Origin of the sequence: Brevundimonas lutea, from assembly GCF_003704105.1 — a bacterium.
GTDB classification, from domain to species: Bacteria; Pseudomonadota; Alphaproteobacteria; order Caulobacterales; family Caulobacteraceae; genus Brevundimonas; species Brevundimonas lutea.
Genome location: NZ_QUOQ01000005.1, coordinates 1 through 24,058 on the forward strand (window position 1 = coordinate 1; position 24,058 = coordinate 24,058).

The window sequence follows — 24,058 nt, forward strand, 5'->3', positions numbered from 1 at the left end:
GCGTCGACACCTTCGTGTTCCGGTCGATCCTGGACTCGACGGTCGCTGCCTCTGATCGGATCACCGATCTGAGCGCCGGCGACATCATCGACCTGTCGGCCATCGACGCCGACACCACCACCAACGGCAACCAGGCCTTCGCCTTTGTCGACGCCTTCAGCAACCAGGCCGGCCAGGCCACTCTGACCTACCAGGGCGGCGTCACCCTGCTGAACCTCGACGTCAACGGAGACGGTGTCGCCGACTTCATGCTCCGCATGCAGGGCGACCACAGAGGCCATGAGGCGTGGGTTCTCTGATCGATTGCGACGATCGACGCTAAACAAAGGCGGGGCTTCGGCTCCGCCTTTTTCTTTTCTGGAACCGCCACTGTCTCAACGTCCTATTCCCTCTGCAGGCCGACAGGAGAGGATGATGCTGGAGCAGCTGGAAGACACGATCGACGACGTCCGAGACCAGGCCGTCGATTTCCTGAACAGCGAGGGCCGGTCGGGCGCCCACGTCGCTCTGGGCATCGGCCTGACGCTCGGGGTGGCCCTGCTGGCCACGGCCACCGCGACCGGCGCCATCAAGCCGGCTGCAGCCCGCCGCTCTCATCGCCTGCACGGCGACGCGCCCGTGACTGAGCGGCCACGCGGCCCGCTCAGCCTGGTCCTGCCGGCGGTCTTCTCCGCAACCACCCTGTCCGCCATTCGGGTGTGGAACGCGCCATCGGTCCCCGCGCGGCGGTCGGCCATGCAGCTGTGGGCGCTGGCTCAGGGGGTCAACGCCACCTGGCTGGCGGCCCGGCCCCGCAGCCTGCCCGGCCAGGTGCTGGCGGCCATGACCACAGCCGGTCTCGCCGCCGCCTTCGCCCATCAGGCGCGCAAGCTGGATCGCCGCGCCGGCATGCTGGCCGCGCCGTTCGGGGCGGCGACCCGGATCGCCAACCGCGTCGACAAGGCGGTCGATGACCGCCCGACCGTTCACTAATCCGGGACTTGGCAAGATCGATTTTGCGAGGCACTCTCAAATTATAGGAGGGCTTCACCATGATCGTTCTCGCTGGGGGCGCGGCCAGTCTGGTTCGTTTGATGCGGCCTGCGTCGCCGACATCGGCGTCTGTTCCCCCCGCCGCTCCGGCGGGGCCGCCGACTGTCCTGAGGCCCATCAAGGGGTTGTGATTGCTCCCGTTCATCCGCGACCGCTAGACTCGGTCGGATGAAGAAGCGCCTCCTCCTCCTGCTGTTCGTCGCCGCCTGCGCGCCGATGGCCGTCGCTCCGCCGCCGATGACGCCCGCGCCGCTGGCACCCCAACCGGCGCCCGCGCCGGCCCCGCCGCCGACACCCACCCCGGCCCCGCCGTCGGGCGGGACGGAACAGATGACCTTCGACGCCTGGAAGGCCAGCTTCCTCAGCCGCCACGGCGGGGCGAACCGCGGCGCCTTCGAGCGCGAACTGGCCGGACTGACGCCGGACATGTCGGTGGTGCGCAGCGACGGCAATCAGCCCGAATTCAGCCGCCCGGTCGGCGCCTATGTCCAGGCCGCCGCCAGCGCCGACAAGGTGCGCATGGGCAGGCAGCGGCTGGACCGCGTGCCGTGGGAGGTCGAACAGCGGCTGGGCGTGCCCAAGGAAATCCTGGTCGCCATCTGGGCTCAGGAATCCGCCTTCGGCGCCATTCAGGGCGACAAGGACGTGATCCGCTCGCTGGCCACCCTGGCCTGGGAAGGCCGCCGCCGCGACTGGGCCGAGGGCCAGCTGGCCAACGCCCTGAAGATCGTCATCGAGGGGCGCCGCGATCGGTCCGGCCTGCTCGGCTCCTGGGCCGGAGCCATGGGCCAGACCCAGTTCATGCCCGACAACTATCTGAACCTGGCCATCGATGGTGACGGCGACGGACGGGTCGACATCTGGGGCTCGGACGCCGATGCCCTGGCCTCGGCCGCGAACCTTCTCAACAAGGCCGGGTGGAAGCGCGGTCAGGGCTGGGCCTATGAGGTCGTCCTGCCGCAAGGCTTCGACTACGGGCTGGCCGACAGCGCCGAGCGGCCGTGGAGCGACTGGTCGCGGCAGGGCGTGACCCTGGCGCGCGGCGGGTCGCTGAGCACCGCCGAGGCGGCCCAACAGGCGACCATCCTATTGCCCCAGGGCGCCGACGGACCGGCATTCCTGGCCCTGCCCAACCACTACATGATCCGGCGTTATAACAACTCGGTGGCCTATGCCCTGGCCATCGGCCTGATCGCCGACGGTCTGGCCGACAAGCCCGGTCTGGTGGCGTCTTGGCCCAGCGACGAGGGCCTGTCGCGCGACCAGCGTTTCGGGGCACAACGGGCGCTTCAGGCCCTGGGCTACGATCCCGGCGGCGTGGACGGCGTGATCGGCGCGGGCACCCGTCGCGCCCTCAAGGCCTGGCAACAGGCCAATGGCGTGCGCGCCGACGGCTATCTGTCCTCCTATCTCGCCGACACCCTGATCGCCGCGGCGAATCGATAGTCGCAGCGGGGATGACGCGGGGGGTCAGAGCCCCTACCTTTCGGCCATGACCGTTCATGTGCCGACCCCGCCCATCCTCGACCACGCCGGCGTCGATCCCGATCGCGCCCTGGGCCTTTTGAAAGGCGCGCTGGACGGCGCCGACGACGGCGAGCTGTTCCTGGAGCGGTCCGAGAGCGAGGCTCTGCTCTTCGACGATGGGCGTCTGAAGGCGGCCAACTACGACGCCACCGAGGGTTTCGGGCTTCGCGTCGTGGCCAATGAGACGGCCGGCTACGCCCACGCCAACGAGATTTCCGAGGCCGCCATCGGCCGCGCGGCCGACGCCGCCGCCCTGGCCAAGCGCGGCTATTCCGGCGTCGCCGCCGAGGCCCCGCGCGCCACCAACCAGAAGCTTTATGGCGACCAGGACATCCTCGCCGCGCCGGACTTCGCCGAGAAGATCGCCCTTTTGCAGGAGATCGACGCCTATGCCCGCGCCAGGGATCCGCGCGTGGTACAAGTCTCGGCCTCGCTGGTCGGAGAGCGTCGCCATGTGGAGATCCTGCGCGGCGACGGCCGGTCGTTCCGTGATGTGCGCCCGCTGGTCCGGGTCAATATCGCCGTGACGGTGGAAAAGGACGGCCGGCGCGAGAGCGCGGGCACGGGCGCCGGCGGGCGTTCGACCTTCGAGACCTTCGTCGCCCCCGACCGCTGGCGCGCCCAGGCCGACGAGGCCCTGCGCCAGGCCCTGGTCAATCTGGAGGCCGTCGATTGCCCGGCCGGAGAGATGGACGTGGTCCTGGGCCCCGGCTGGCCCGGCGTGCTGCTGCACGAGGCGGTGGGCCACGGGTTTGAGGGCGACTTTCACCGCAAGGGCTCGTCGGTCTTCAACGGCATGATGGGCAAACGGGTGGCGGCGCCCGGTGTGACCGTGGTCGACGACGGCTCGATCTCGGGCCGCCGCGGCTCGCTCAGTGTAGACGACGAGGGCACCCCGACCGGTCGCACCGTTCTGATCGAGGACGGGATCATGGTCGGACTGATGCACGACCGGATGAGCGCGCGACTGATGGGCCAGACCGCCACCGGCAACGGGCGGCGCCAGTCCTATGCCCACGTGCCCATGCCGCGCATGACCAACACCTTCATGGAGGGCGGTTCGGGCTCGCTGGAGGAGATGATCGCCTCGACCAAACGCGGGCTCTATGCGGTCAATTTTGGCGGCGGCCAGGTGGATATCACCAACGGCAAGTTCGTCTTCCAGTGCACCGAGGCCTATCTGATCGAGGACGGCAAGGTGACCCGCCCGGTGCGCGGCGCCACCCTGATCGGCGACGGGGCGACGGTGATGTCGAACATCACCATGATCGGAAACGACTTCGACTTCGACCCCGGCGTCGGCACCTGCGGCAAGGCCGGCCAGGGCGTCCCCGTCGGCATCGGCCAGCCCAGCCTCAAGATCGGGGGTCTGACTGTAGGCGGGACGGCGGTTTAGGAGCCGGGAGAAGGAGCGGAGAAGCCCGTTGCGAAACCTCGGCATCCTGACTGCGATCTTGGTGGCGTTGGCGACGCCGGTTCGGGCTCACGAGTTCGTTGACTATTTCGATTATGGCCGCACGGAGCTGTCGCCCGCCGGCTATCGAATGGTTCGATCCGTCTTCCATTACGCCCAAGGAACTACACCCCGGCGCATCGTGATTTCCGGCCACATGGACACGATGGAGGATATCGAGTTCTCCGATGAGCTAAGCCGCAGGCGGGCCCAGTCTGTCGCAAGCGAACTGGTCGTACTCGGCATCGACCCGTCGGTGATCGTCATCGAAGGTCGCGGCGCGTCCACCCTGGCGCGCCCCACGCCTCCCAACGCCGAAGAACGGCTGAACCGACGCGTCGTCGTGACCATGACAGTCGCAGACAGCCGGGATCGCCCATGACCTGCATCCACCTCGGCGCCGGCGCCCGGACACAGGTCAGGCCATGACCAGGAAGCTTCCAGGATTGTGGTGGGCGGCGCCTGGGAGTTTTCAGGCCCTGATCGGCCGTGCAAGGCTGCGCGAAACCGTGGAGGCCTACTGGCAGACGCCCCTCGTTTGGCGACAGGCTCGGCTTGCGGACTGGCCTTCCGGCGACGTTCTCTGCGGCGAGTTCGTCCATGCAAAGGAAGATGGGTCCGGATTCACCTCGGACCTAGGCCGGACGCGCCTGTTTCTTGCGCCCGGCGAATGGGGTGAGAGTGAGTGGCAACTGGCCGAAACGGATCTGGAGACGGGTCGCTGGCGCTATCTCGGGGATATCTATCCTCTCTCGTCAGAATGGGTCATGCCCGTGCCGGGGGGTCTTTCCTGATCCGCCGAAGCTGTCGGCGTTCATTAGCGAGATGAAGAATCATGGGATCTGCAATCCGCATCGGCATCGGCGGCTGGACCTATGAGCCGTGGCGGGGCGTGTTTTACCCCGAGGGGCTGACCCAGAAGCGCGAGCTGGAGTTCGCCAGTCGGGCGCTGACCTCCATCGAGATCAACGGCACATACTATTCGACCTTCAAGCCCGACAGCTGGATGAAGTGGCGCGACGAGACGCCCGACGGCTTCGTCTTCGCGGTCAAGGCCAGCCGCTATTGCACCAATCGCAAGGTGCTGAGCGACGGCAAGGAGAGCTTCGACCGGTTCCTGGATCAGGGGCTGACGGCGCTGGGCGACAAGTTGGGGCCGATCAACTGGCAGTTCATGGCCACCAAGAAGTTCGACGCGGGGGATTTCGAGGGCTTCCTGAAACTGTTGCCCAGGGAAAAGGACGGACTGCGTCTGCGCCACGCCCTGGAGGTCCGAAATCCAACCTTCGACACCCAGCAATTCTACGATCTGGCGGCGAAGTATGGAGCGGCCATCGTCTATGCCGAGGACGACGAGGCGCCGGAGTGGCCCCGCATCGACCGGGCGACCGCCGACTTCCGCTACGCACGGCTGATGTCGAGCCGTGAGGACGAGCCGACCGGCATGACCGACGCCGAACTGGACGCCGCGGCAAATCGGCTGAAGGGTTGGGCCGTGAGCGGCGACGTCTTCGCCTACATGATCGCGGGGGCCAAGGTCAGGAACCCGGCTGCCGCCGAAGCGCTGATCAAGCGTGTCGTTAAGCCAGGGAGCCGCGGTCATGACGGACCAGACGGAGATCGATCAGCTTCGGCGTGAGATGCGCGGCCTCAAACTCTATGCGCTCGCGGCCACGGTGGTGATGGTGGGCGCGGGCGTTGCAGCCTTTTCGCAGCAGGCCGAACCCGCCGTCTTTGACCGGCTGACTGCCCAGCGGATCGATATCGTCGAGCCCGACGGCACTCTCCGCGCCGTCCTGACCTCCGACGCCGCAACCCCCGGCCCGATCATCGACGGTCGGGAGGGAACGCGAAACATGCCGGTGTCCGGACTTATCCTCTTCGATCACGAAGGCGACGAGATCGGCGGTTACGCGTCTGGCCGAAACGCCCAGGGTGACATCATGGTCCACACGATGGACTTCGGACAGAGCGAGGCCCTGGCCAGCTTTCGGCGCATCGATGCTGAGGGTCGCGGCTCGGTCGGCATTTTCCTGAATGACCAGCCGCCGGCAGATATGCTGTCTCGCGAAGCCACCCAAATCGACTGGGGACGAATCAAGCTCCAGACACCGGAACGCAACGCCGAAATCCTGATGACCGACACCCAGCAGCGGCCGCGCATCCGCCTGGTCGTCGATGCCGAAGATAACGCGCGGATCGAGGTGCTGGACGCCCAGGGTGGGGTTGTGTTCCGCGCACCGGACACAGGCGGCGGCTGAGCGATCGTCCCCTGACGTGACGCCGCGCCCGCCGGCCCCTACATTCGTCGCATGGCCAGGCCCCACCCCTTTCACGTCCCCGCGACCCACGGCTTCGTCCGCGTGGCCGCCGCCACGCCCGTGGTCCACACCGCCGACCCGGCCGCCAACGCCGAAGAACACCTCACGCTGATCCGCGAGGCGGGCGAACGCGGCTGCGATCTGGTCGTCTTCCCGGAGCTGAGCCTGTCGGCCTACGCCATCGACGACCTGCTGATGCAGGACGCCCTGCTGGACGAAATCGAGCGCCAGATCGAGCGGGCGGCGGCGGCCACCGAGGATGCGGGCCTGGCGGCGGTGTTCGGTGCGCCGGTGCGGCTGGGCGACCGGCTCTACAACTGCGGCGTCGTGGCGGCCAACGGCGAGGTGCGGGGCGTGGTCCCCAAGACCTATCTGCCGAACTATCGCGAGTATTATGAGAAACGCTGGTTCGCCTCGGGCGCCGAGGTCCGCTCTGGCGGCCAGGCGGTCAAGCTGAACGGCGAGTGGCGGCTGTTCGGAACGGACCTGCTGTTCGAGGCCGACAACCGGCCGGGGTTCGTGTTCGGGGTCGAAGTCTGCGAGGACTTCTGGGCGCCGCTGCCGCCCTCGACGCGCCAGGCCCTGGCCGGGGCGCGCATCCTGACCAATCTGTCGGCCTCCAACGTCCTGATCGGCAAGGCGGAGGACCGGGCGTTGCTGTGCGCCAGCCAGTCGGCGCGGGCCATGGCGGCCTATGTTTTCGCGGCTTCGGGCTGGGGCGAGTCCACCACCGATCTGGCCTGGGACGGCCAGGCGATGATCCACGAGCTGGGCGCCTGTCTGGCCTCGGGCGAACGGTTTGCCCTGAAGAGCCACCTCACCGTCGCCGACGTCGATGTGGCGCGCATCGGCGGCGATCGGTTGCGGAACGGCACCTTCGCCGACGCCGGCCGGTTCGAGCTGGGCGACCACGCCTTCGAGACAGTGCTGTTCGAGGCGCGTGAGGTGCCGGCGGCGAGCGACCTGATCCGGCCACTGGACCGCTTCCCCTATGTTCCGGACGACCCGGCGCGGCTGGATCAGGACTGCTACGAGGCCTTCAACATCCAGGTCCAGGGCCTGATGCGGCGCATGACGGCGACCGGGGCCAAGCGGCTGGTCATCGGCGTTTCGGGCGGTCTGGACTCGACCCAGGCCCTGCTGGTGGCCTGTCGCGCCTTTGACCGGCTGGATCTGCGGAGGACGGGCATCCTCGGCTACACCCTGCCGGGCTTCGCCACCTCGGACGGGACCAAGGCCAACGCCTGGGCGCTGATGAAGGCGCTGGGGATCACCGGCGCCGAGATCGACATCCGGCCAACCGCCGAATTGATGCTGAAGGAGATCGGCCATCCCTTTGCGGCGGGCGAGCCGGTGCACGACATCACCTTCGAGAACGTCCAGGCGGGCCTCAGGACCGACTATCTGTTCCGCCTGGCCAACCAGAACCGGGGCTTCGTGCTCGGCACCGGCGACCTGTCGGAGCTGGCCCTGGGCTGGTCGACCTATGGCGTCGGCGACCACATGAGCCACTACAACGTCAACGGCGGGGTGGCGAAGACCCTGATCCGCCACCTGATCCGCTGGGTGGCCGATCGCGAACTGGTCGGCGTGGAGGCCGTGCCGGTGCTGCGCGGCATCCTCGACACGGAAATCTCGCCCGAACTGGTGCCGGCCCAGGACGGCCAGATCCAGTCGACCGAGGGAACGGTCGGCCCCTATGCGCTGAACGACTTCTTCCTGTTCCACATCACCCGCTACGGCATGACGCCGTCCAAGGTCGCCTGGCTGGCGCATCAGGCGTGGAAGGACGCCTCGCGCGGCGACTGGCCCGCCGGCACGCCCGAGGCCGAGAAGGTCGAATACGACCTCGGCACGATAAAGACCTGGCTGCGCAAATTCCTGATCCGTTTCTTCCAGACCAGCCAGTTCAAGCGCTCGGCCGTGCCGAACGGGCCCAAGGTGGTGACCGGCGGCTCCCTGTCGCCGCGCGGAGACTGGCGCGCGCCGTCAGACGCCACCGCCCGGGTGTGGCTGGACGAGCTCGAGACGAACGTCCCCGACTGACTCTCCCGGCGGACTATCGGCGGCGCCTTTCGCGAAACGCCGCCGACGTTTCCGATCAGTCCTCGGTCGAACGCACCTCGACCGGCAGGCCCAGGGCCTCCAGCTGAGGCTGGACCACCGAGGCGTCGCCGACCACCACCCAGACGAAGCGATCCGGATCGATCGAGGCCTGGGCCGCCGCGTCCAGCTCGGGCGCGGTCAGGGCCAGGGTTCGGGCCGCGACCGTTTCCACATAGTCGTCCGGGCGATCATAGAGGTCGTTGGAGACCAGCCCACCCAGCACCGCGCCAGCGGTCTCATAGCTGCCGGCCAGGCGGCGCGAATTGCCATTGACGGTGCGCTGCAGCTCTTCGGCCGTCACGCCCTGACCGCCCGACAGGAAGCGGTCGAACTGTTCGTTCAGGGCGGCGATGGCGGGTCCGGTCTGGTCGGCCTGGACCGGCGCGCGGACGATATAGGGCACGCGGTGCTCGAAACCGCCCACCGAGGCGTTGACCCCGTAGGACCAGCCTTTGGTCTCGCGCAGGTCCGAGTTGATCCGCGACAGGAAGTCGTTGCCCAGGACGTTGTTGCCGGCGTTCAGGGCCAGCAGATCGTCCGTGCCCGAGGCCTCCAGAACCGTGCCGCCCAGGATGAAGGACTGGGGCGACTGGGGCCGGTCGATCAGCACGATGCGCGGCTGGCTGGCCGGGATGGCGGTGGAGAAGTCCTTCTCGCCGGCCGGGGCCTGAGGCGCCGCCCAACCCTGCAGGCCGGCGTTCAAGACGCCGACGATCTCGTCCAGAGGACGGTCCGAGACCACGAAGACCTTGGCCTTGTCCGGCCGGATCCAGGCGTCGCGCGCGGCCAGGATGTCTTCCCGCGTGATCGATCGCACGCTGTCCTCGTCGCCGTTGCCGGAGGTCGGACGGCCATAGGGATGGTCCGCGCCATAAATCAGTTCCGGCAGCGCCCGTTGCGCCAGGGCACCGGGGTTGGTGCGCTCCTGAGCGATTTCCGACAGACGCTGGGCGCGCAGGCGCTCCAGCTCGGCCGGGGCGAAGGTCGGATCCGTCAGGATGCCGGCCATCAGCTGGACCGCCGGCTGCAGATTGGCGCTGACCACGCCCAGGCTGACCTGGGAGCGATCCATGGACGCGCCGGTATTGATGCTGGCGCCCAGGGCTTCCTGCGCCTCGGCCAGCTGGGTGGCGTTCAGACCGGCGGCCCCCTCCTCCATCAGATCGAGCATCAGGCTCTGCACGCCGAGCTTGTCGGCATCGTCGGCCGCCAGACCGGCGTCAAACTGCATGATGACCCGGGTCACCGGCACGGTGTCGCGGTGGGCGTAGACGACCTCGACCCCGTTCGCGAGGGCGGCGCGCTGGGTGTCGGGGAAGTCGACATTGCCGATCTCGCCGATATCGGGGGTCGCCTCGCGCTCGACGCGGACGATCTCTTCGGCCGGCCCCGAGGCGGACGCGCCCGAAGGCGCCTCTGCGGCCTCCTCATAGGCTTCGCGCTCGCCCGGCAGCACCGTCATCTTCCACACCGGCCGGGTCAGCCACTCCTGCATGGCCGCCTGGACCTCGGCGGGGGTCACCGAGGCGAAGCGGGCCAGGGTCTTCTTGTAGAATTCCGGGTCGTCGGCATAGAGCTCGCCCTCGGCCAGGGCCACCGCCTTGCCGCCGAAGCCGCCGACCTGCTCGAGGCCCTGGATACGGCTGGAGGCCGTCTGGGTGGCGACGCGGGCGACCTCCTCCTCGGTCGGACCGTTCTCGATCAGATCGGCCATGATGGCGTCGAGGCGCTGGCCGACCGCCTCGGGATCCTCGCCCGCCTTCACGTCGGCGGTGACGTTGAACATGCCCAGGCGATGGAAGGCCGAGGCGCCGGCCGAGACCCGCACGGCCGTCTGGTCGCCGCGCACCAGTTCGTTGTCCAGCCGCGAGCTGGCCAGTCCGCCCAGGATGCGGGCGCCGACCTGCAGCGGCACGGAGTCTTCATCCAGCATTCCGGGAATGGCCCAGCTGCGGTAGATGCGGGCGTTGGCGACGCGGTCATGCATCACCTCGGTCACCGGCGCGGCGAGGGTCGGCACGTCCGCCTGGGCCGGGACGTTCTCGGGACCGCGCGGAATGGTGCCGAAATAGCGCTCGGTCAGTTCGCGCGCCTCCGCCTCATCGATATCGCCGGCAAGCACGAGCACAGCGTTGTTCGGGCCATACTTGGAGCGGAACCAGTCGCGCACCGTCTCCATGCTGGCGGCGTCCAGGTCGGCCATCGAGCCGATGGTCGAGTGGCGATACGGGTGACCCTCGGGGAAGAGACCTTCCAACTGGGCGTACTGGACCAGGCCATAGGGCTGGTTGTCGCCCTGGCGCTTTTCGTTCTGGACGACGCCGCGTTGGAGATCGAGCACCTCCTGGCTGACCGCGCCGAGCATATAACCCATGCGGTCGCTTTCCAGGTACAGCGCCTGCTCCAGAGCCGGCTTGGGTACGGTCTGGAAGTAATTGGTGCGGTCGAACCAGGTCGTTCCGTTCATGTCCGTCGCGCCCATGTTGCGCATCGGCGTGAAGAAGCTGCCCGGCGCATTCTCCGAGCCGCCGAACATCAGGTGCTCGAACAGGTGGGCGAAGCCGGTTCGACCCTGCGGCTCGTCCTTGGAGCCGACATTGTACCAGACCGAGATCGCCACCACCGGCGCCTTGCGGTCCTCGTGGACCAGCACGGTCAGGCCGTTTTCCAGCTCGAACTGGCGGTAGGGAATGTCGACCTGGGCCACCAGATCGGCGACCGGCGCGGCCTGGGCGGCGATGGTCTCGGGCGACAGCGATCCCTGACCAGCCTGGGCGGCGGGCGGCGCGGCTGTTTGGGCGAGCGCCGCGATCGGCGCGAGGGGGGCGAGCAGGGCGGCGGCGGCGCACAGGGTCTTCAGACGCATGGAATTCTCCCGAAACAGTGGCGGCCGACCCTAAGGATCACGCCGCGGGGCGCAAGTCCGTGCGCCGCCCGCAAGCAGGGCACGTCGTCGCAACCTCGGGAACCCCGCGCCGCGAGCCGACGTTGCAAATTGGACTGGGCTGGAGGGTGTTTGTGTGCGCGGCGTAGCATGGCGTTGTCTTGGAGTGTGCGTGACGGCCGCCACGGCGCTGGCCACATCGGCTCGCGCCGATGATCCAGGACAAGGTGACCCCGACCGCAGCCTTTTCGCCAGGTTCGCCGCCGAGGACTTTGCGGCGGTGGCGCCCTTCGGAACGCGAGCGCGACTCGCTCTCTCGCCGGCAGGCGATGCGGTCAGTGTGACCAGCGCATCGCGCATGAGCCGGGATCGCGTCGTTGATCGCGTCAGGCTGGAGCAGGAAGGATCCTGGGTCCGCACCGACGGTTCGCCCCTGCCTCCCGCCGTCGGCGAGGCGGCGCGTCTCGACCCTCAGTCCTATGAACTCAGCTACACCCGCGGCTGGCGGTCGCCCGCCATCGAAGCCGGCGGGCTGGAGATTGCGGTGACGCCCCACGCCGGGGTCGGTGTCGGCACAGGCGGGCTTGCGCCCCGCGCGGGGGCCAGCCTGACCATCGGCGAGCGGATCGACAAACTGGCTCCGGAGGGCCGCGAGGCTTTCGGCGAACGGGGTCGCTGGTATCTGTTCGCCGCAGGCGAGGGCCGAGCCGTGGGTTATAACTTCGCGCGCACCCGCGACGGCGACTATGTCCGCTCCGGGCTCAGCCAGGATCGCGGCGCCTATATCGGCGACGCCTCGGTCGGGGTGGCCTGGCGGCGCGGCGACATGCAGGCCTCGTTCGGCTACGTCTACCGCGAGCACAAGGTCAGCGGCTGGCGCACGTCCGAAACCCTCGACCGCGAACGCTCGGAGGGACTGGTCGCCTTCCAGCTGTCGATCAAGCCCGACTGGTGAAGCCCGCCGCCGAGGTCTAGAACGACGGCATGACCCTGATCGACATCCTGATCGTCGTCGCCATCGCTGCGGTTTCGATCACCCTGGGCTTTGGCCTCTATTCGCTGTTCCGGGGCGGCGAGTTCGCCCGCTCCCATTCCAACAAGCTGATGCGTTTGCGGGTCGGGCTGCAGGCCGTGGCCATCGTCATCCTGCTGGTCGCCCTGTTCCTCAAGGGCCAGGGCGGCTGATGGTCACGCTGAACAGGATCTACACCCGCACCGGCGACGACGGCTCGACAAGGCTGTCCACGGGGCAGCCGGTCTCCAAGACCGACGCTCGAGTCGAGGCGTACGGGGCGGTGGACGAGCTCAACGCCGTCCTCGGCGTGGCCCGCCAGCACTCCGGGCAGAACGACCGCATCGACGCCATGCTGGCCCGCATCCAGAACGAGCTGTTCGATCTGGGGGCCGATCTGTCGACGCCTCTGGACCCGCCGCCGAAATGGGAGGCCCTGCGCATCCAGAGCTCGCAGGTCGAACGGCTGGAAGCCGAGATCGACTGGATGAACGAGAGCCTGAAAGCCTTGGACAGCTTCATCCTGCCGGGCGGCTCGCCCTTGTCTGCGCATCTGCATCTGGCCCGCACCGTGGCGCGGCGCGCCGAGCGGGCAGCGGTGGCGTTTCGCGAGACCGGAGAGCCCGTCACCGAGGCCGCCCTGATCTATCTCAATCGCCTGTCGGATCACCTGTTCGTCGCCGCCCGTCGGGCAAATGCCAACGGCGCCGACGACGTGCTGTGGAAGCCGGGCGCGACGCGCTAGGCGACCAACGTCTCCGCCTGGGTCAGATCGACCGACACCAGCTGCGACACGCCGCGCTCGGGCATGGTGACGCCGTAGAGGCGGTCCATCCGGCTCATGGTCACCGGATTGTGGGTGATGACGATGAAGCGGGTGTCGGTGCGGCCGCGCATCTCGTCCAGCATGCGGCAGAAGCGATCGACATTGGCGTCGTCCAGCGGCGCGTCCACCTCGTCCAGCACGCAGACCGGCGCCGGATTGGCCAGGAAGACCGCGAAGATCAATGCCGTCGCCGTCAGGGCCTGCTCCCCGCCGGACATCAGGCTCATCACGCTCAGCCGCTTGCCGGGCGGGCAGGCGTAGATCTCCAGCCCGGCCTCTAGCGGGTCGTCGCTCTCGACAAGCTTCAGTTCCGCCTGACCGCCGCCGAACAGGGCCTCGAACAGGGTGCGGAAGTTGCCGTTGATGACGTCGAAGGCGGCGACCAGCCGCTCGCGCCCCTCGGCGTTCAGCTCGTCGATGCCGTCGCGCAGGCGGGCGATGGCGCCGGTCAGGTCGCTGCGCTCCTCGCGCATGGTGTCCAGCCGCTCGGATTGCTCACCCGCCTCCTCCTCGGCCCGCAGATTGACCGCGCCCAGGGCCTCGCGCTCGCGCTCCAGACCAAATAGCAAGGCCTCGGCCCCGGCCGCGTCCGGCGGCCGGGCGATGGCGTCGGACTTCAGCCGCTCGCCCAGTTCCTCGGGTGACATCTGGGCGGTCTCCCGCACCATCCGCTCTGCGTCGGCCAATCGCTCGCGCGCGGCCTCGGCCTGGGCGACCAGACCAGCGCGGGCTTCGCGCGCCTGACCGGCCTCGGCCTCGGCGGCGCGGGCGGCGCGGTCGGCGGCCTGGGCAGCGTCCTCAGCCTGAGCCAGCGCGTCCTGGGAGGCGGCGCGGCGGGTCTCGGCAGCGGTCAGCGCGTCCAGTAGGCCTGAGCGTTTCTCGGCCAGGGCCGCCGGCTGGGCCTCGGCCGCCGTCAGCAGCCGTGCGGCCTTTTCCGCCTCGCTTTCCAGCGTCTTGATCCGCGTCGTCGAGGCCCCGGCTCGCGCGACCCAGCCCTGCCGGCCCCCCGTCAGGGTATCTCGTCGTCGTTCCCGCTCGGCGCGTGCCCCGGCCTCGGCGTCTCGCTTGCGGCGGGCCTCGGATGCGACGGTGCGAGCGGCAGCGGCCGTTTCCCGTGAAACAGTCAACTGCTGGCGCAGGGCCTCCACCGAGCCGACACCCTCGCCGTCATCCAGTGAGGCCAGGGCCGCCTCGGCCTCTTCGACCTCTCTGGTCAGTCGTGCGCGGGTCTCGTCCAAGGCCTGACGCCGCGCCTCGCGCCGGTCGGCCTCGCGCGCCAAGGCGGCGTGGCGGTCCCGGGCTGCGGCGATGGCTTTCTCGCGCTCGGGCGGGTCGCGACGCGCGACCTTCAGGGCCTCGCCCGCCTCGCGAGCCGCCCCCTGGGCCGACGCCAGATCGGCGGCCGTCGCCGACGCCTCGGGCTTCAGCCGGTCAATCTCGGCCTCGATCTCCGCCAGCCGCGTCCTCTGCGCGAGACGAACCGCCGCCGGGCGCGGCGCCTCGGCCCGCTGCACGAAGCCGTCCCAGCGCCACAGGTCGCCGGCCGTGCTGACCAGCCGGACGCCGATCGGCAGTGTCCGCGCCAGTTCGGTCCCCCGCTCGGCCGAGACCACGCCGCACCAGGCCAGCCGCGCCGCCAGCTCCGTCGGCGCGCGCACATGATCGGCCAGGGGCTCAACGCCCTCGGGCCAGGTCGGCGGCGCGACTTCGGCGCCCGCCCAGTGGGCGGCGGCGCGCGGATCGACCGGTGCCTCAAGATCGTCGCCCAGGGCCGCCGCCAGGGCCGCCTCATAGCCCTTGTCGGCCGCCACCGCGTCCAGCGCCGGCGGATAGTCGCGCCGTGCGGGCGTTAGCAACTGCGCCAGCCCGCGCGCCTCGGTCTGCAGTCGCGCCAGCCGGTCCTCGGCCGCCCGCGCCTCGGTTCGCGCCTCGGTCTCGGCTGCCTGAGTCTGGACATAGCTCAGCTCGGCCGCCTCCACCGCCGCCCGCGCCGCCTGCAAAGCCGCGACCGCTGCTTCCAGCGCTTCCTTCGCCTCGGCCAGCCCCTCCGGCTCGGCCGGACCCAGAGCCTCGGCCTCAATCTCGGCCGCCGTCAGCGCCTGGCGCAGCCGCGCCACCCGCGCCTCGGCGTCTCGACGCCGAGCCCCCTCGGCCGCGATCCGGGCCTCGACGGCCGCCAGCTCCGCGGCGAGCCGCTCGACCTCGGTATCCGCCGCCGCCCGCGCCGTCTCGGCCTCCGACAGCGCCGCCTCCAGCGCCGGCCCGCGCTGCGGCGCGCCCGCGATCTCGGCCTCGACCTCCGCCAGAGCTTCGTCCAGCGCAGCCAGCTCGCGCCGGGCGTCCTCGCCCAAATCGGTCTCCCGTTCGATGTCGGCCGCGAGTCGCGCCTGTTCGGCGGTCAGCCGTTCGACCTCGGCGCGCGCGGCCTGCTCGGCCATGTCCAGCCGGTCGCGCTCCAGGCTGGCGCGATGCAGCAAGGCGCCGGCCACCGCATCCTCCTCGCGCGCGGGCTTCAGCGCCTCCTGAGCCTTCAGCGCCTCTGTCTGGGCCTTTGCCGAGGCCTCGGCGGTGCGCCCCACCTCGTGCTCGGCGTGGGTCAGGGCCTCGCCCGCGGCCTCCGCCGCGATCCGCGCGTCGTTCCACCGAACATGCAGCAGGGCTGATTGCAGGGCGCGAATTTCGCCGGAAATCTTGCGGTACTTCTCCGCCTGCCGCGCCTCGCGTTTCAGCCGGTTGAGACTGGTCTCCAGCTCGCGGGCGATATCCTCCAGCCGCTCCAGATTGGCCTCGGCGGCCCTCAGGCGAAGTTCCGCCTCATGCCGACGGGTGTGCAGCCCGGCCACGCCACCGGCCTCCTCCAGGATGCGACGGCGGTTCTGCGGCTTGGCGGCGATCAGTTCGGAAATCTGCCCCTGGCGCACCAGGGCGGGCGAATTGGCCCCAGTCGAGGCGTCGGCGAACAGCAGCTGGACATCGCGCGCGCGCACCTCCTTGCCGTTGACCCGATAGGTCGAGCCCTGGCCCCGGTCGATCCGCCGCGACACCTCCAGCACCGGCGCGTCGGTGAAGGGCTGGGGCGCGCGACGCCGGGCGTTGTCGATGGTGAGGGTGACCTCGGCGTGGTTGCGGCTGGGCCGCCCGGCCGCCCCGGCGAAGATCACATCGTCCATGCCCTGGCCGCGCATGGCCTTGGCGGAGTTGGCGCCCATGACCCAGCGCATCGCCTCGAGCACATTGGACTTGCCGCAGCCGTTCGGCCCCACGATGCCCGTCAGGCCGGGTTCGATCCGGAACTCCGCCGGATCGACGAAGGACTTGAAGCCCGCCAGCCTGAGCCGCTGGAACTCCACCGGCCGGTCGTCAGGGGGCGCGCGGCGCGGCCAGCCGCGCGTCGACGGCGGCCCGGAGCGCGGCCAGGTGCGGATCGGCCAGCTTCTCGCCGTTCACCAGCATGCTCGGCGTGCCCCGGACCTGATCCGCCTGGGCCAGAGCCAGGCGGGCGTTCAGGTCGGCCAGGTTATCCTCGTCCGCCAGGCAGGCGTCGATCCCGGCTTCATCCAGCCCGGCGGCACGACCCGCGGCCTGCAGCCACGGACCCGGCTGACGGGTTTCGTACATGGCCTCCTGGCCCGCCATCAGGGCCTGCAGCACATCTTCATAGCGCTCGGCCGGGGCGCAGCGGGCGATGATGATGCCCGCCGAGGCCAGCTGCTGCGGCTGGGTCGGCAGTTCGCGCCACACCATCCGCACCCGGCCCGGCGTCACATAGGCCGCCTTGAACGCCGGCCAGTCCGAGGTGAACCAGTCGGCGCAATGCGGGCAGGTCGGAGACAGATAGGCCGTCACCGTCACGGCCGCGCCGGCCGCGCCGGTGGTGCGGTCACCCTCCACCAACTGGCCCGGCGCCTGGGCCGAGACGGCGCCGGCCACGAGGCCCAGCGCCAGGGCGCCGGCGAACAGCGCCCGGCGGATCATTGAGCGGCCAGCAGCGGGTCGATCGCCGCCGACAGACCCTCCAGGGTGATGTCGCTGACCTTCTCGCCATTGACCATGAAGGTCGGGGTGCCGGTGACGCCGTCGGCGCGGGCCTGATCGACCCGCTGATTGAGGGCGGTCAGGGCCGCCTCATCGGTCACGCACTGCTGGAACTGTTCCTGGTTCAGGCCGACGCCCTGGGCGATCTGCTGCAGTGAGGTCAGTGGCGGCGTGCCGGCCTGCCAGTCCGTCTGGGCCCGCATGATGCGGTCGACGACGTTGAAATACTCGCCTTCCGGCGCGCAGCGGGCCAGCAGGAAGCCGGCGGCGGCAACGTCCTGCGGCGGGGTCGGCAGCTCTCGGAATACGAAACGCACCTGATTGGTGTCGACATACTTGGCTTTGAAGGCCGGCATGACGTCGCGGTTCCAGGCGGCGCAGACGCCGCAGGTGACCGAGGCGTACTCAACGACCGTCACCGCCGCGCCTTCGGGCGCGCCGATCGCCATATCGCCCGTATTCGAGCCAGCGCCGGAGCTTCCGCCCGAGCAGGCGGCGAGAACCAGACCGGCGGTGGCGGCGGCGGCGAAAGCCAGACCGCGGCGAGAAAAGGCGCGCATGAACGATGACTCCGTGAGATCAGGTACGGGCATGATGGACGTTCGCCGGGTCCCCGACAACCGGCGCGATGCGACCTGTCGATGACGCCCGTGGCGGAATAACGTCAAGGGGCGGCGTCGTCGGTCAAACGCCCGCCAGCCCATACGCCGCCCACAGCGAGCGGTCCTTCAGCTTGGCGTTCAGAAAAGCCAGATGCGCTTCGGCCTCGGTCTCGGTGACACGGGGCGACAACGGCCGGGGTCGGGCGCCGTGGGTCGCGGCCTCGGCGGCGGCGGCTGTGAGCGGGCCGCGCGCGGCGCTGAGATCCAGCACCCGCTCCTTGCCGCCCTTCAGCTCCAGATAGACCGAGGCCAGCAGGCGCGCATCGATCAGGGCGCCGTGCAGGGTGCGTTCGACCAGCGAAATCTTGAACCGCTTGCACAGGGCGTCCAGCGAATTGGCCATGCCCGGAAACCTTCCCTGGGCCAGCTGCAGGGTGTCGATCCAGCGGCTCTCGTGCAGCTCCACGCGGCCACAGTTGGCCAGCTCCCAGTTGATGAAGTTGCGGTCGAAGGCGGCGTTGTGGGCGATCACCGGCGCGTCGGCGATAAACTCCAGCAGTTGCTCGCACATCTCGCCGAACTTCGGCGCGCCGGCCACCTTGTCGTCGGTGATGCCATGGACGCGGATGGCGTCGGCCGGGATCGACCGCTCGGGATTGACGAAGGCGTGAAAGGTCCGGCCGGTCGGCAGCAGGTCGTCGATCTCGATACAGCCGACCTCGATCAGCCGATCGCCCGTCTTCGGGTCAAAGCCGGTGGTTTCCGTGTCGAGGACGATCTCGCGGGCCATGACCTCTTAGTGGCGCGTTTCGGCGGCTTTTGGAATCCGCCTCCAGTCGGGTTTCGACACCTCGTCCACAACGCGTTGAACCTCGGCGCGCGCGTGATCCAGCCCCAGGCCGGTATCGATGACGAAGTCGGCCCGCGTGCGCTTTTCGGCGTCCGGTGCCTGGCGCGCCAGGACCATGGCCATCTTCTCCCGCGTCATTCCGGGCCGGGCCAAGACCCGCTCGGCCTGGATCTCCGGCGACGCCGAGACCACCACCACCGCATCCACCGCCGCCTCGCCGCCGGTCTCGAACAGCAGCGGAATATCCAGCACCATCAGCCCCGCGCCCTTGGCGCGGGCCGCCTCGATCGCTTCGCGCCGGTGATCGGCGACCAGCGGATGCACCGCCGCCTCCAGCTCGGCCAGCCGGTCGGGGTGTCCCGAGAGCCAGGCCGCCAGCACACCGCGATCCACGCCGTTCGGCCCCACCGCCGCCGGGAACAGCGTCCGCACCGCCTCGGCGCCCGACTGGCCCGCGCGATAGAGCGCATGCACCGCCTGGTCCGCGTCCCAGGTCGCGGCCCCGGCCTCGGCGAACATCCTGAGCGTCGTGGACTTGCCCATGCCGATGGAGCCGGTCAGGCCGATCAGCCTCATGGCGTCGCCTCCAGGGCGGCGAGACACAGGGCGCGCACGTCAACGTCGGAGACGTCCGGCGCGGACGTTCCGAAGATGGCCTCGAACGAGGGGCGCGCCTGACCGATCAGCATGGCCAGGCCATCCACGGGCGCCGCCCCAGCCGATTCTGCTGCGATCAGGAATTCCGTGCGGACCGGGCGATACGTCATATCTAGCGCGGCTTGGAGGCCCGGCGTGCGACCGAAGTCGAAGGGCGCGCCATCCCCAGACATGGCATTCAGGACCAGGTCGACGTCCGACAGGTCGTCGTCCTCAGCGGCGGCCGACACCCGGTCGCCGAAACGACCGGCCAGGTCGACGGCGCGGGACGCCGTGCGGTTCAGAACCCGCAAAGACCGCACATCGGCCTGGACCAGCGCCGGGATGGCCGCCGCCGCGGCGCCACCGGCGCCCAGGATCAGCACCCGCGCCCCCGCCAGCTCAAAGGCCGGCCCCTGCTGGGCCAGGGCCGCCAGCACCCCCGCCCCGTCCGTGGAGCCGCCTGCCAGCCCGCCGTCGTCACGCGTCAGCAGATTGACCGAGCCCGACGAGAGAGCGGCCGGATCATGATGGTCGGCGGCGGCGAAGGCTGCGGCCTTGTAGGGCGCGGTGACGTTCAGACCGGCGATCGCGTTCGAGCGCACCGCCTGGGCCAGACCGGCCAGACCCGCCTCGTCCTCGGCCGGAAAGGCCAGATAGACGGCGTCGAGGTTCAACGCCTCGATCCAGGCGTTGTGGATCACCGGGCTCAGCGAATGCCCGATCGGGCGCCCGACGACACCGCCGACCCGCGTCGCGGCCGCAATTCTCATAGGGCGATCACGCCGCGCTCGCGTAATGCCGCCAGCACCGGCCACAGGGGCATGCCGAGCACGGTGAAATAGTCGCCCTCCACCCGCTCGAACAGCTGGGCGCCCAGTCCTTCCAGCCGATAGCCGCCGACGCAGCTGGTCAAGGCCTCGCCCTCGGCCGCGAGATAGTCGGTCAGGAAGTCCTCGGAGACCTCGCGAACGTGCAGCCGGGCGCTGTCGCGCCCGGTCCAGTCCAGGTGGCCGTCCCGAGCCAGGGCGACGCCGCTGTGCAACTGATGCGCATGACCCCGTAACATCCGCAGCCGGTCGCCGGCCTCCTCGGCCGAGGCGGCCTTGTCAAACAGACGACCCTGGAACTCGAGCGTCTGGTCCGAACCAAGCACCCAGGCGCCCGGCCTCGCCCGCGACACCGCCAGGGCCTTCAGTCCCGCCAGGGCCTGGGCGACATCGGCCGGCCCCGCGCCCTCGGCCAGCAGCCGCGTCTTCTCCGCCGCCTCATCGACCTCGGCGCCCTGGGCCGCGAAGGCCACCCCCGCCCCGGTCAGGATCGCCTTTCGCGCCGCGCTGTTGGAGGCCAGGATCAGGCTCATGTCGGCGTCCCCATGGCGCGGCCCCGACGGTCGTTCAGCAGATTGATCACGGCCGCCGCCGTCTCCTCCACCGAGCGGCGGGTGACGTCGATGGTCGGCCAGCCGTGACGCTCGAACAGGCGGCGCGCCCGGATGGTCTCGTCGCGCACGGCGTCTAGGTCGACATAGTCGCTGTCGTCCCCGGCCCCCAGACCTGTGAGCCGGTTGCGGCGGATCTGAATCAGGCGATCGGGCGAGACTAGCAGCCCAACCACGAGAGGGCCGTTCAGCGCCGCCAACCGCTCTGACGGATCGTGTCCGGGCACCAGGGGGATGTTGCCCGCCCGCACCCCGCGATTGGCCAGATAGATGCAGGTCGGGGTCTTGGAGGTCCGGCTGACCCCCACCAGGATCACATCGGCCTGGCCCAGTTCGCCGTGACCCTGGCCGTCGTCGTGGGCGATGGCGAAGTCCAGGGCCCCGATGCGGTTGAAATAGTCGTGGTCGAGGGCGTGCTGGGCGCCCACCCGGCTGGAGATGGCCGTGCCCAAATAGCGGCTGAGCGCGCCCACCAGCGGATCCAGCGCGCCGATCTGGGGCATGTCCAGCTGGCGGCAGCCCTCCTCCAGAGCGGTGCGCAGATCGCGATCGACCAGGGTGTGCAGGACAACGCCAGGCGCCGCGGCGATTTCCTCCAGCACCCGCTCCAGCTGCCGCTCCGAGCGCACCAGGGCGTAGATGTGTTCGATCGGGATTACGCCGTCGAAGCGGGCGATCACCGCCTTGGCCATGGAGTTCAGCGTCTCTCCGGTCGAGTCCGAGACCAGATGGACGTGGAAATAGGTGGCGGGCCGAACCGCGCCGGAGCTCATGGCGTCGGTCCCCAAGGTTCGGGCGCCGTTCGGGGGAAAACCACGGGATCGGGGGCGGGACAGGGCATGGGGTTTGTGTAGCGCGGCTTGCGCCGTCGCGCATCCATCGGGGATTGCGGGCGCCGATCAGGCTCAGCCGGGTCAGGTTTTCGACAGTCTGACGACGGTCGGTCCCCGACTGGGGAGAAGTTAAGCGAAGGTTAACGACTTCAAACCCTGATTACGCCAGTGCAATCCCGGTAACCCTCTGTCGGTCCAACGAAATCAGGAGCATTCCCCATAACTCACAACCGCGCGCCCTCGCCGCATCACCCGAAGCGTTGTTCCCGGTATGACCCTGTCCGCATCCGGTCTGACCACGAGAACGGCGCCTGTTTCCCCCTGCCCAACCACCACTCCAACCCTTTTCAAGATTCTTCTTTCTAGAAGAAGGATTGAGACGCCTCGTGTCGTCGCCTAAGTCGCGCTCATGGCCTTCGTGGAACCGCGCCTTCTCTCCGTCCTCCGGGGCCAGACGACCGATCGGCCGCCGGTCTGGTTCATGCGTCAGGCGGGACGCTATCTGCCCGAGTACCGCGCCCTGCGCGCCCAGGCGCCGGACTTCATCGCCTTCTGCCTGAACCCGGAGATGGCCGCCGAGGCGACGCTGCAGCCCATGCGGCGCTTTGGCTTCGACGCCGCGATCGTCTTCGCCGACATCCTGCTGATCCCCGGCGCGCTGGGCCAAGAGGTCTGGTTCGAGCCCGGCGAGGGACCGCGTCTCGGCGCCCTGCCCTCGCTCGACAGCATGCGCGAACGCACCGCCGGGGCCGGCCAGGCCCTGTCCGCCGTTGGCGAGACGCTCAGCCGCGTCCGCGCGGCCCTGGAGCCGGAGCGCGCCCTGATCGGTTTCGCCGGCGCGCCCTGGACGGTGGCCACCTACATGCTGGACGGCGAGGCCCGCACCATCGGCAAGGGCGAGCGGGCTCAGGCCCGGACCTACGCCTATAACCAACCGGATCAGGTCGACGCCCTGCTCGACATCCTGGTCGAGTCCACCGCCCATTATCTGAAGATGCAGGCCGACGCCGGGGCCCAGGTGCTGAAGATTTTCGAGAGCTGGGCGGAGGGTCTGCCCGACGACCTGTTTCAGCGCCTGGTCATGCGCCCGCATAAGGCCTTGGTGGCGAGGGTGCGTGAACTCGGTGTGACCGTCCCCCTCATCGGCTTTCCCCGCGGCGGCGCCGCTCTGGCCGAGGACTACGCACAGGCGATCGACGTCCAGGCCGTGGCGCTGGACACTGCCTGTCCGCTGCCGGTCGGCCGCCGGGTTCAGGCGATCCGGCCGATCCAGGGCGCGCTCGATCCCCTGCTGTTGCGCGCCGGTGGTCCGGCCTTGGACGCCCGCGTCGATCAGCTGATGGAGGCCTGGGGCCAGGGGCCGTGGATCTTCAATCTGGGCCACGGCATCCTGCCGGACGTACCGATCGCCCATGTTGAACAGGTTCTGCGCCGGATCGGGGCGCAATGAGCGTAAGCGCCGCCCCCACCGGCCGCCGCATCGCCGTGGTGTTGTTCAACCTCGGCGGTCCCGACGACGCCGCCAGCGTCAAACCCTTTCTGTTCAACCTGTTCAACGATCCGGCCATCATCGGCCTGCCCGGCATCGTCCGCACGCCGCTGGCCCGGCTGATCTCCAGCCGGCGCGAGGCAAGCGCCCAGGCCAATTACGCCATGATGGACGCCGGCGGCGGCTCGCCCCTGTTGGCTGAAACGCGAGCCCAGGCCGCAGCGCTCCAGAGCGCGCTGTCTGATCGGCTTGCCGGCGACGAAACCCGCGTCTTCATCGCCATGCGCTATTGGAACCCGCTGACCGATCAGACGGCGGCCGAGGTCGCGGCCTTCGCGCCCGACGAGATCGTGCTGCTTCCGCTCTATCCGCAGTTCTCGACCACCACCAGCCAGTCGTCTCTGCGCCTGTGGGACAAGGTCTACCGCGGGGCGGGCCGCTCGCGGACCATCTGCTGCTATCCGCAAGGCGCCGGCTGGATAGAGGCCCAGGTCGAGGGAATCCGCGCCGCTCTGGCCGAGGCCGGTGAGCGTCCCGTGCGTCTGCTGTTCAGCGCCCACGGCATCCCTGAAAAGCTCGTCGCCAAGGGCGATCCTTATCAGGAGCAGGTCGAGGCCACCGTCGCCGCCCTGATGGCGCGCCTGGGCCCTCGCGACCACCAGATCTGCTATCAGAGCCGGGTCGGTCCGCTGAAGTGGCTGGGGCCCTCCACGCCCGAGGCGATCGAGGCGGCGGGCCGTGACGGCGTCGGCGCGGTTGTGGTGCCCGTCGCCTTCGTCTCCGAGCATATCGAGACCCTGGTCGAGCTCGACATCGAATACGGCCATCTGGCCCGCGATCACGGAGTGACGCCCTATCTGCGCACGCCCACGGTCAGTGCGGCGCCGGTGTTCATCGACAGCCTCGCCGAGGCGGTGAGCGATGCCTTGGCTCGCGAGGGGATCGCGCCCTTCGGTCCAGGCTGCCAGGGCGACTGGAAGGCCTGTCCGTGCCAGAACGGGCTGCGCTGAG

23 protein-coding genes are annotated in these 24,058 nt (G+C 69.5%); 14 read left to right on the forward strand and 9 right to left on the reverse strand.

The window, feature by feature from the left end:
* The 9 genes from EES48_RS09845 to EES48_RS09885 all read left to right on the forward strand — a co-directional run.
* The coding region (locus EES48_RS09845; RefSeq protein ID WP_205679429.1) for a M10 family metallopeptidase C-terminal domain-containing protein at positions 1 to 299 on the forward strand (299 nt) is incomplete at its 5' end.
* A 112-nt stretch (positions 300 to 411) separates the two neighbouring features.
* A complete protein-coding gene (locus EES48_RS09850; RefSeq protein ID WP_240623312.1) occupies positions 412 to 972 on the forward strand; it encodes a TspO protein in 561 nt (186 codons plus the stop codon).
* A gap of 228 nt (positions 973 to 1,200) precedes the next feature.
* Positions 1,201 to 2,478 (forward strand): lytic murein transglycosylase, encoded by a 1,278-nt coding sequence (locus tag EES48_RS09855; RefSeq protein ID WP_122466255.1) that lies wholly within the window; start codon positions 1,201 to 1,203, stop codon positions 2,476 to 2,478.
* A 46-nt stretch (positions 2,479 to 2,524) separates the two neighbouring features.
* On the forward strand, positions 2,525 to 3,955 hold the full coding sequence (gene tldD, locus EES48_RS09860; protein WP_122466257.1) for a metalloprotease TldD: 1,431 nt from the start codon (positions 2,525 to 2,527) through the stop codon (positions 3,953 to 3,955).
* A gap of 28 nt (positions 3,956 to 3,983) precedes the next feature.
* Positions 3,984 to 4,394 (forward strand): OmpA family protein, encoded by a 411-nt coding sequence (locus tag EES48_RS09865; RefSeq protein ID WP_122466259.1) that lies wholly within the window; start codon positions 3,984 to 3,986, stop codon positions 4,392 to 4,394.
* A 43-nt stretch (positions 4,395 to 4,437) separates the two neighbouring features.
* Positions 4,438 to 4,806, forward strand: coding sequence for a hypothetical protein (locus EES48_RS09870; RefSeq protein WP_122466261.1), 369 nt, complete (start codon positions 4,438 to 4,440; stop codon positions 4,804 to 4,806).
* A gap of 41 nt (positions 4,807 to 4,847) precedes the next feature.
* A complete protein-coding gene (locus EES48_RS09875; RefSeq protein WP_122466263.1) occupies positions 4,848 to 5,651 on the forward strand; it encodes a DUF72 domain-containing protein in 804 nt (267 codons plus the stop codon).
* Positions 5,614 to 6,273, forward strand: a complete 660-nt coding sequence (locus tag EES48_RS09880) for a hypothetical protein (RefSeq protein ID WP_122466265.1) — start codon at positions 5,614 to 5,616, stop codon at positions 6,271 to 6,273. The genes EES48_RS09875 and EES48_RS09880 overlap by 38 nt, the downstream gene beginning before the upstream one ends.
* Before the next feature lie 51 nt (positions 6,274 to 6,324).
* Positions 6,325 to 8,379, forward strand: a complete 2,055-nt coding sequence (locus tag EES48_RS09885; RefSeq protein ID WP_122466267.1) for an NAD(+) synthase — start codon at positions 6,325 to 6,327, stop codon at positions 8,377 to 8,379.
* A 55-nt stretch (positions 8,380 to 8,434) separates the two neighbouring features.
* Here the strand turns inward: EES48_RS09885 and EES48_RS09890 are convergent, their stop codons facing one another.
* Positions 8,435 to 11,305 (reverse strand): M16 family metallopeptidase, encoded by a 2,871-nt coding sequence (locus EES48_RS09890; protein ID WP_122466270.1) that lies wholly within the window; start codon positions 11,303 to 11,305, stop codon positions 8,435 to 8,437.
* 376 nt (positions 11,306 to 11,681) lie between these two features.
* Between EES48_RS09890 and EES48_RS09895 the strand changes: the two genes are divergently transcribed.
* The 3 genes from EES48_RS09895 to EES48_RS09905 are packed head-to-tail and all read left to right on the forward strand — an operon-like array spanning position 11,682 to position 13,080.
* On the forward strand, positions 11,682 to 12,278 hold the full coding sequence (locus EES48_RS09895) for a lipid A-modifier LpxR family protein (RefSeq protein ID WP_122466273.1): 597 nt from the start codon (positions 11,682 to 11,684) through the stop codon (positions 12,276 to 12,278).
* A 29-nt stretch (positions 12,279 to 12,307) separates the two neighbouring features.
* Positions 12,308 to 12,508 (forward strand): twin transmembrane helix small protein, encoded by a 201-nt coding sequence (locus EES48_RS09900; RefSeq protein WP_122466275.1) that lies wholly within the window; start codon positions 12,308 to 12,310, stop codon positions 12,506 to 12,508.
* Positions 12,508 to 13,080, forward strand: coding sequence for a cob(I)yrinic acid a,c-diamide adenosyltransferase (locus EES48_RS09905; RefSeq protein WP_122466278.1), 573 nt, complete (start codon positions 12,508 to 12,510; stop codon positions 13,078 to 13,080). The genes EES48_RS09900 and EES48_RS09905 overlap by 1 nt, the downstream gene beginning before the upstream one ends.
* On the opposite strand, the gene smc is transcribed toward EES48_RS09905, so the two are convergent.
* The 8 genes from smc to EES48_RS09945 form a co-directional block, all read right to left on the reverse strand.
* The gene (smc, locus tag EES48_RS09910) at positions 13,077 to 16,511 is read right to left on the reverse strand and encodes a chromosome segregation protein SMC (RefSeq protein ID WP_122466280.1); all 3,435 of its coding nucleotides are present in this window, start codon (positions 16,509 to 16,511) and stop codon (positions 13,077 to 13,079) included. The two genes, EES48_RS09905 and smc, sit on opposite strands and share 4 nt — an antisense overlap.
* 10 nt (positions 16,512 to 16,521) lie before the next feature.
* Positions 16,522 to 17,136 carry a DsbA family protein gene (locus tag EES48_RS09915; protein WP_122466282.1) on the reverse strand — a complete coding sequence of 205 codons (615 nt, stop codon included), beginning with the start codon at positions 17,134 to 17,136 and terminating at the stop codon, positions 16,522 to 16,524.
* Positions 17,133 to 17,756 carry a DsbA family protein gene (locus tag EES48_RS09920; RefSeq protein WP_122466284.1) on the reverse strand — a complete coding sequence of 208 codons (624 nt, stop codon included), beginning with the start codon at positions 17,754 to 17,756 and terminating at the stop codon, positions 17,133 to 17,135. Before EES48_RS09920 ends, EES48_RS09915 begins: the two co-directional genes overlap by 4 nt.
* Before the next feature lie 124 nt (positions 17,757 to 17,880).
* Positions 17,881 to 18,588 (reverse strand): DNA polymerase III subunit epsilon, encoded by a 708-nt coding sequence (gene dnaQ, locus EES48_RS09925; RefSeq protein ID WP_122466286.1) that lies wholly within the window; start codon positions 18,586 to 18,588, stop codon positions 17,881 to 17,883.
* 6 nt (positions 18,589 to 18,594) lie between these two features.
* Entirely contained in the window at positions 18,595 to 19,224 is a 630-nt protein-coding gene (gene coaE / locus EES48_RS09930; RefSeq protein WP_122466288.1) for a dephospho-CoA kinase, read from the reverse strand.
* Positions 19,221 to 20,057 carry a shikimate dehydrogenase family protein gene (locus tag EES48_RS09935; protein WP_122466291.1) on the reverse strand — a complete coding sequence of 279 codons (837 nt, stop codon included), beginning with the start codon at positions 20,055 to 20,057 and terminating at the stop codon, positions 19,221 to 19,223. The genes coaE and EES48_RS09935 overlap by 4 nt, the downstream gene beginning before the upstream one ends.
* On the reverse strand, positions 20,054 to 20,647 hold the full coding sequence (locus EES48_RS09940) for a Maf family protein (protein WP_122466293.1): 594 nt from the start codon (positions 20,645 to 20,647) through the stop codon (positions 20,054 to 20,056). The genes EES48_RS09935 and EES48_RS09940 overlap by 4 nt, the downstream gene beginning before the upstream one ends.
* Positions 20,644 to 21,498: a pyruvate, water dikinase regulatory protein gene (locus EES48_RS09945; RefSeq protein WP_122466296.1), complete on the reverse strand. Its 855-nt coding sequence runs from the start codon at positions 21,496 to 21,498 to the stop codon at positions 20,644 to 20,646. Before EES48_RS09945 ends, EES48_RS09940 begins: the two co-directional genes overlap by 4 nt.
* A gap of 469 nt (positions 21,499 to 21,967) precedes the next feature.
* Here EES48_RS09945 and hemE point away from each other — a divergent pair, with 469 nt between their 5' ends.
* Together hemE and hemH are read left to right on the forward strand one after the other, a co-directional pair.
* Positions 21,968 to 23,008 (forward strand): uroporphyrinogen decarboxylase, encoded by a 1,041-nt coding sequence (hemE, locus tag EES48_RS09950; RefSeq protein WP_122466298.1) that lies wholly within the window; start codon positions 21,968 to 21,970, stop codon positions 23,006 to 23,008.
* Positions 23,005 to 24,057 carry a ferrochelatase gene (gene hemH, locus EES48_RS09955; protein ID WP_122466300.1) on the forward strand — a complete coding sequence of 351 codons (1,053 nt, stop codon included), beginning with the start codon at positions 23,005 to 23,007 and terminating at the stop codon, positions 24,055 to 24,057. The genes hemE and hemH overlap by 4 nt, the downstream gene beginning before the upstream one ends.
* Position 24,058: the final 1 nt, after the last annotated feature.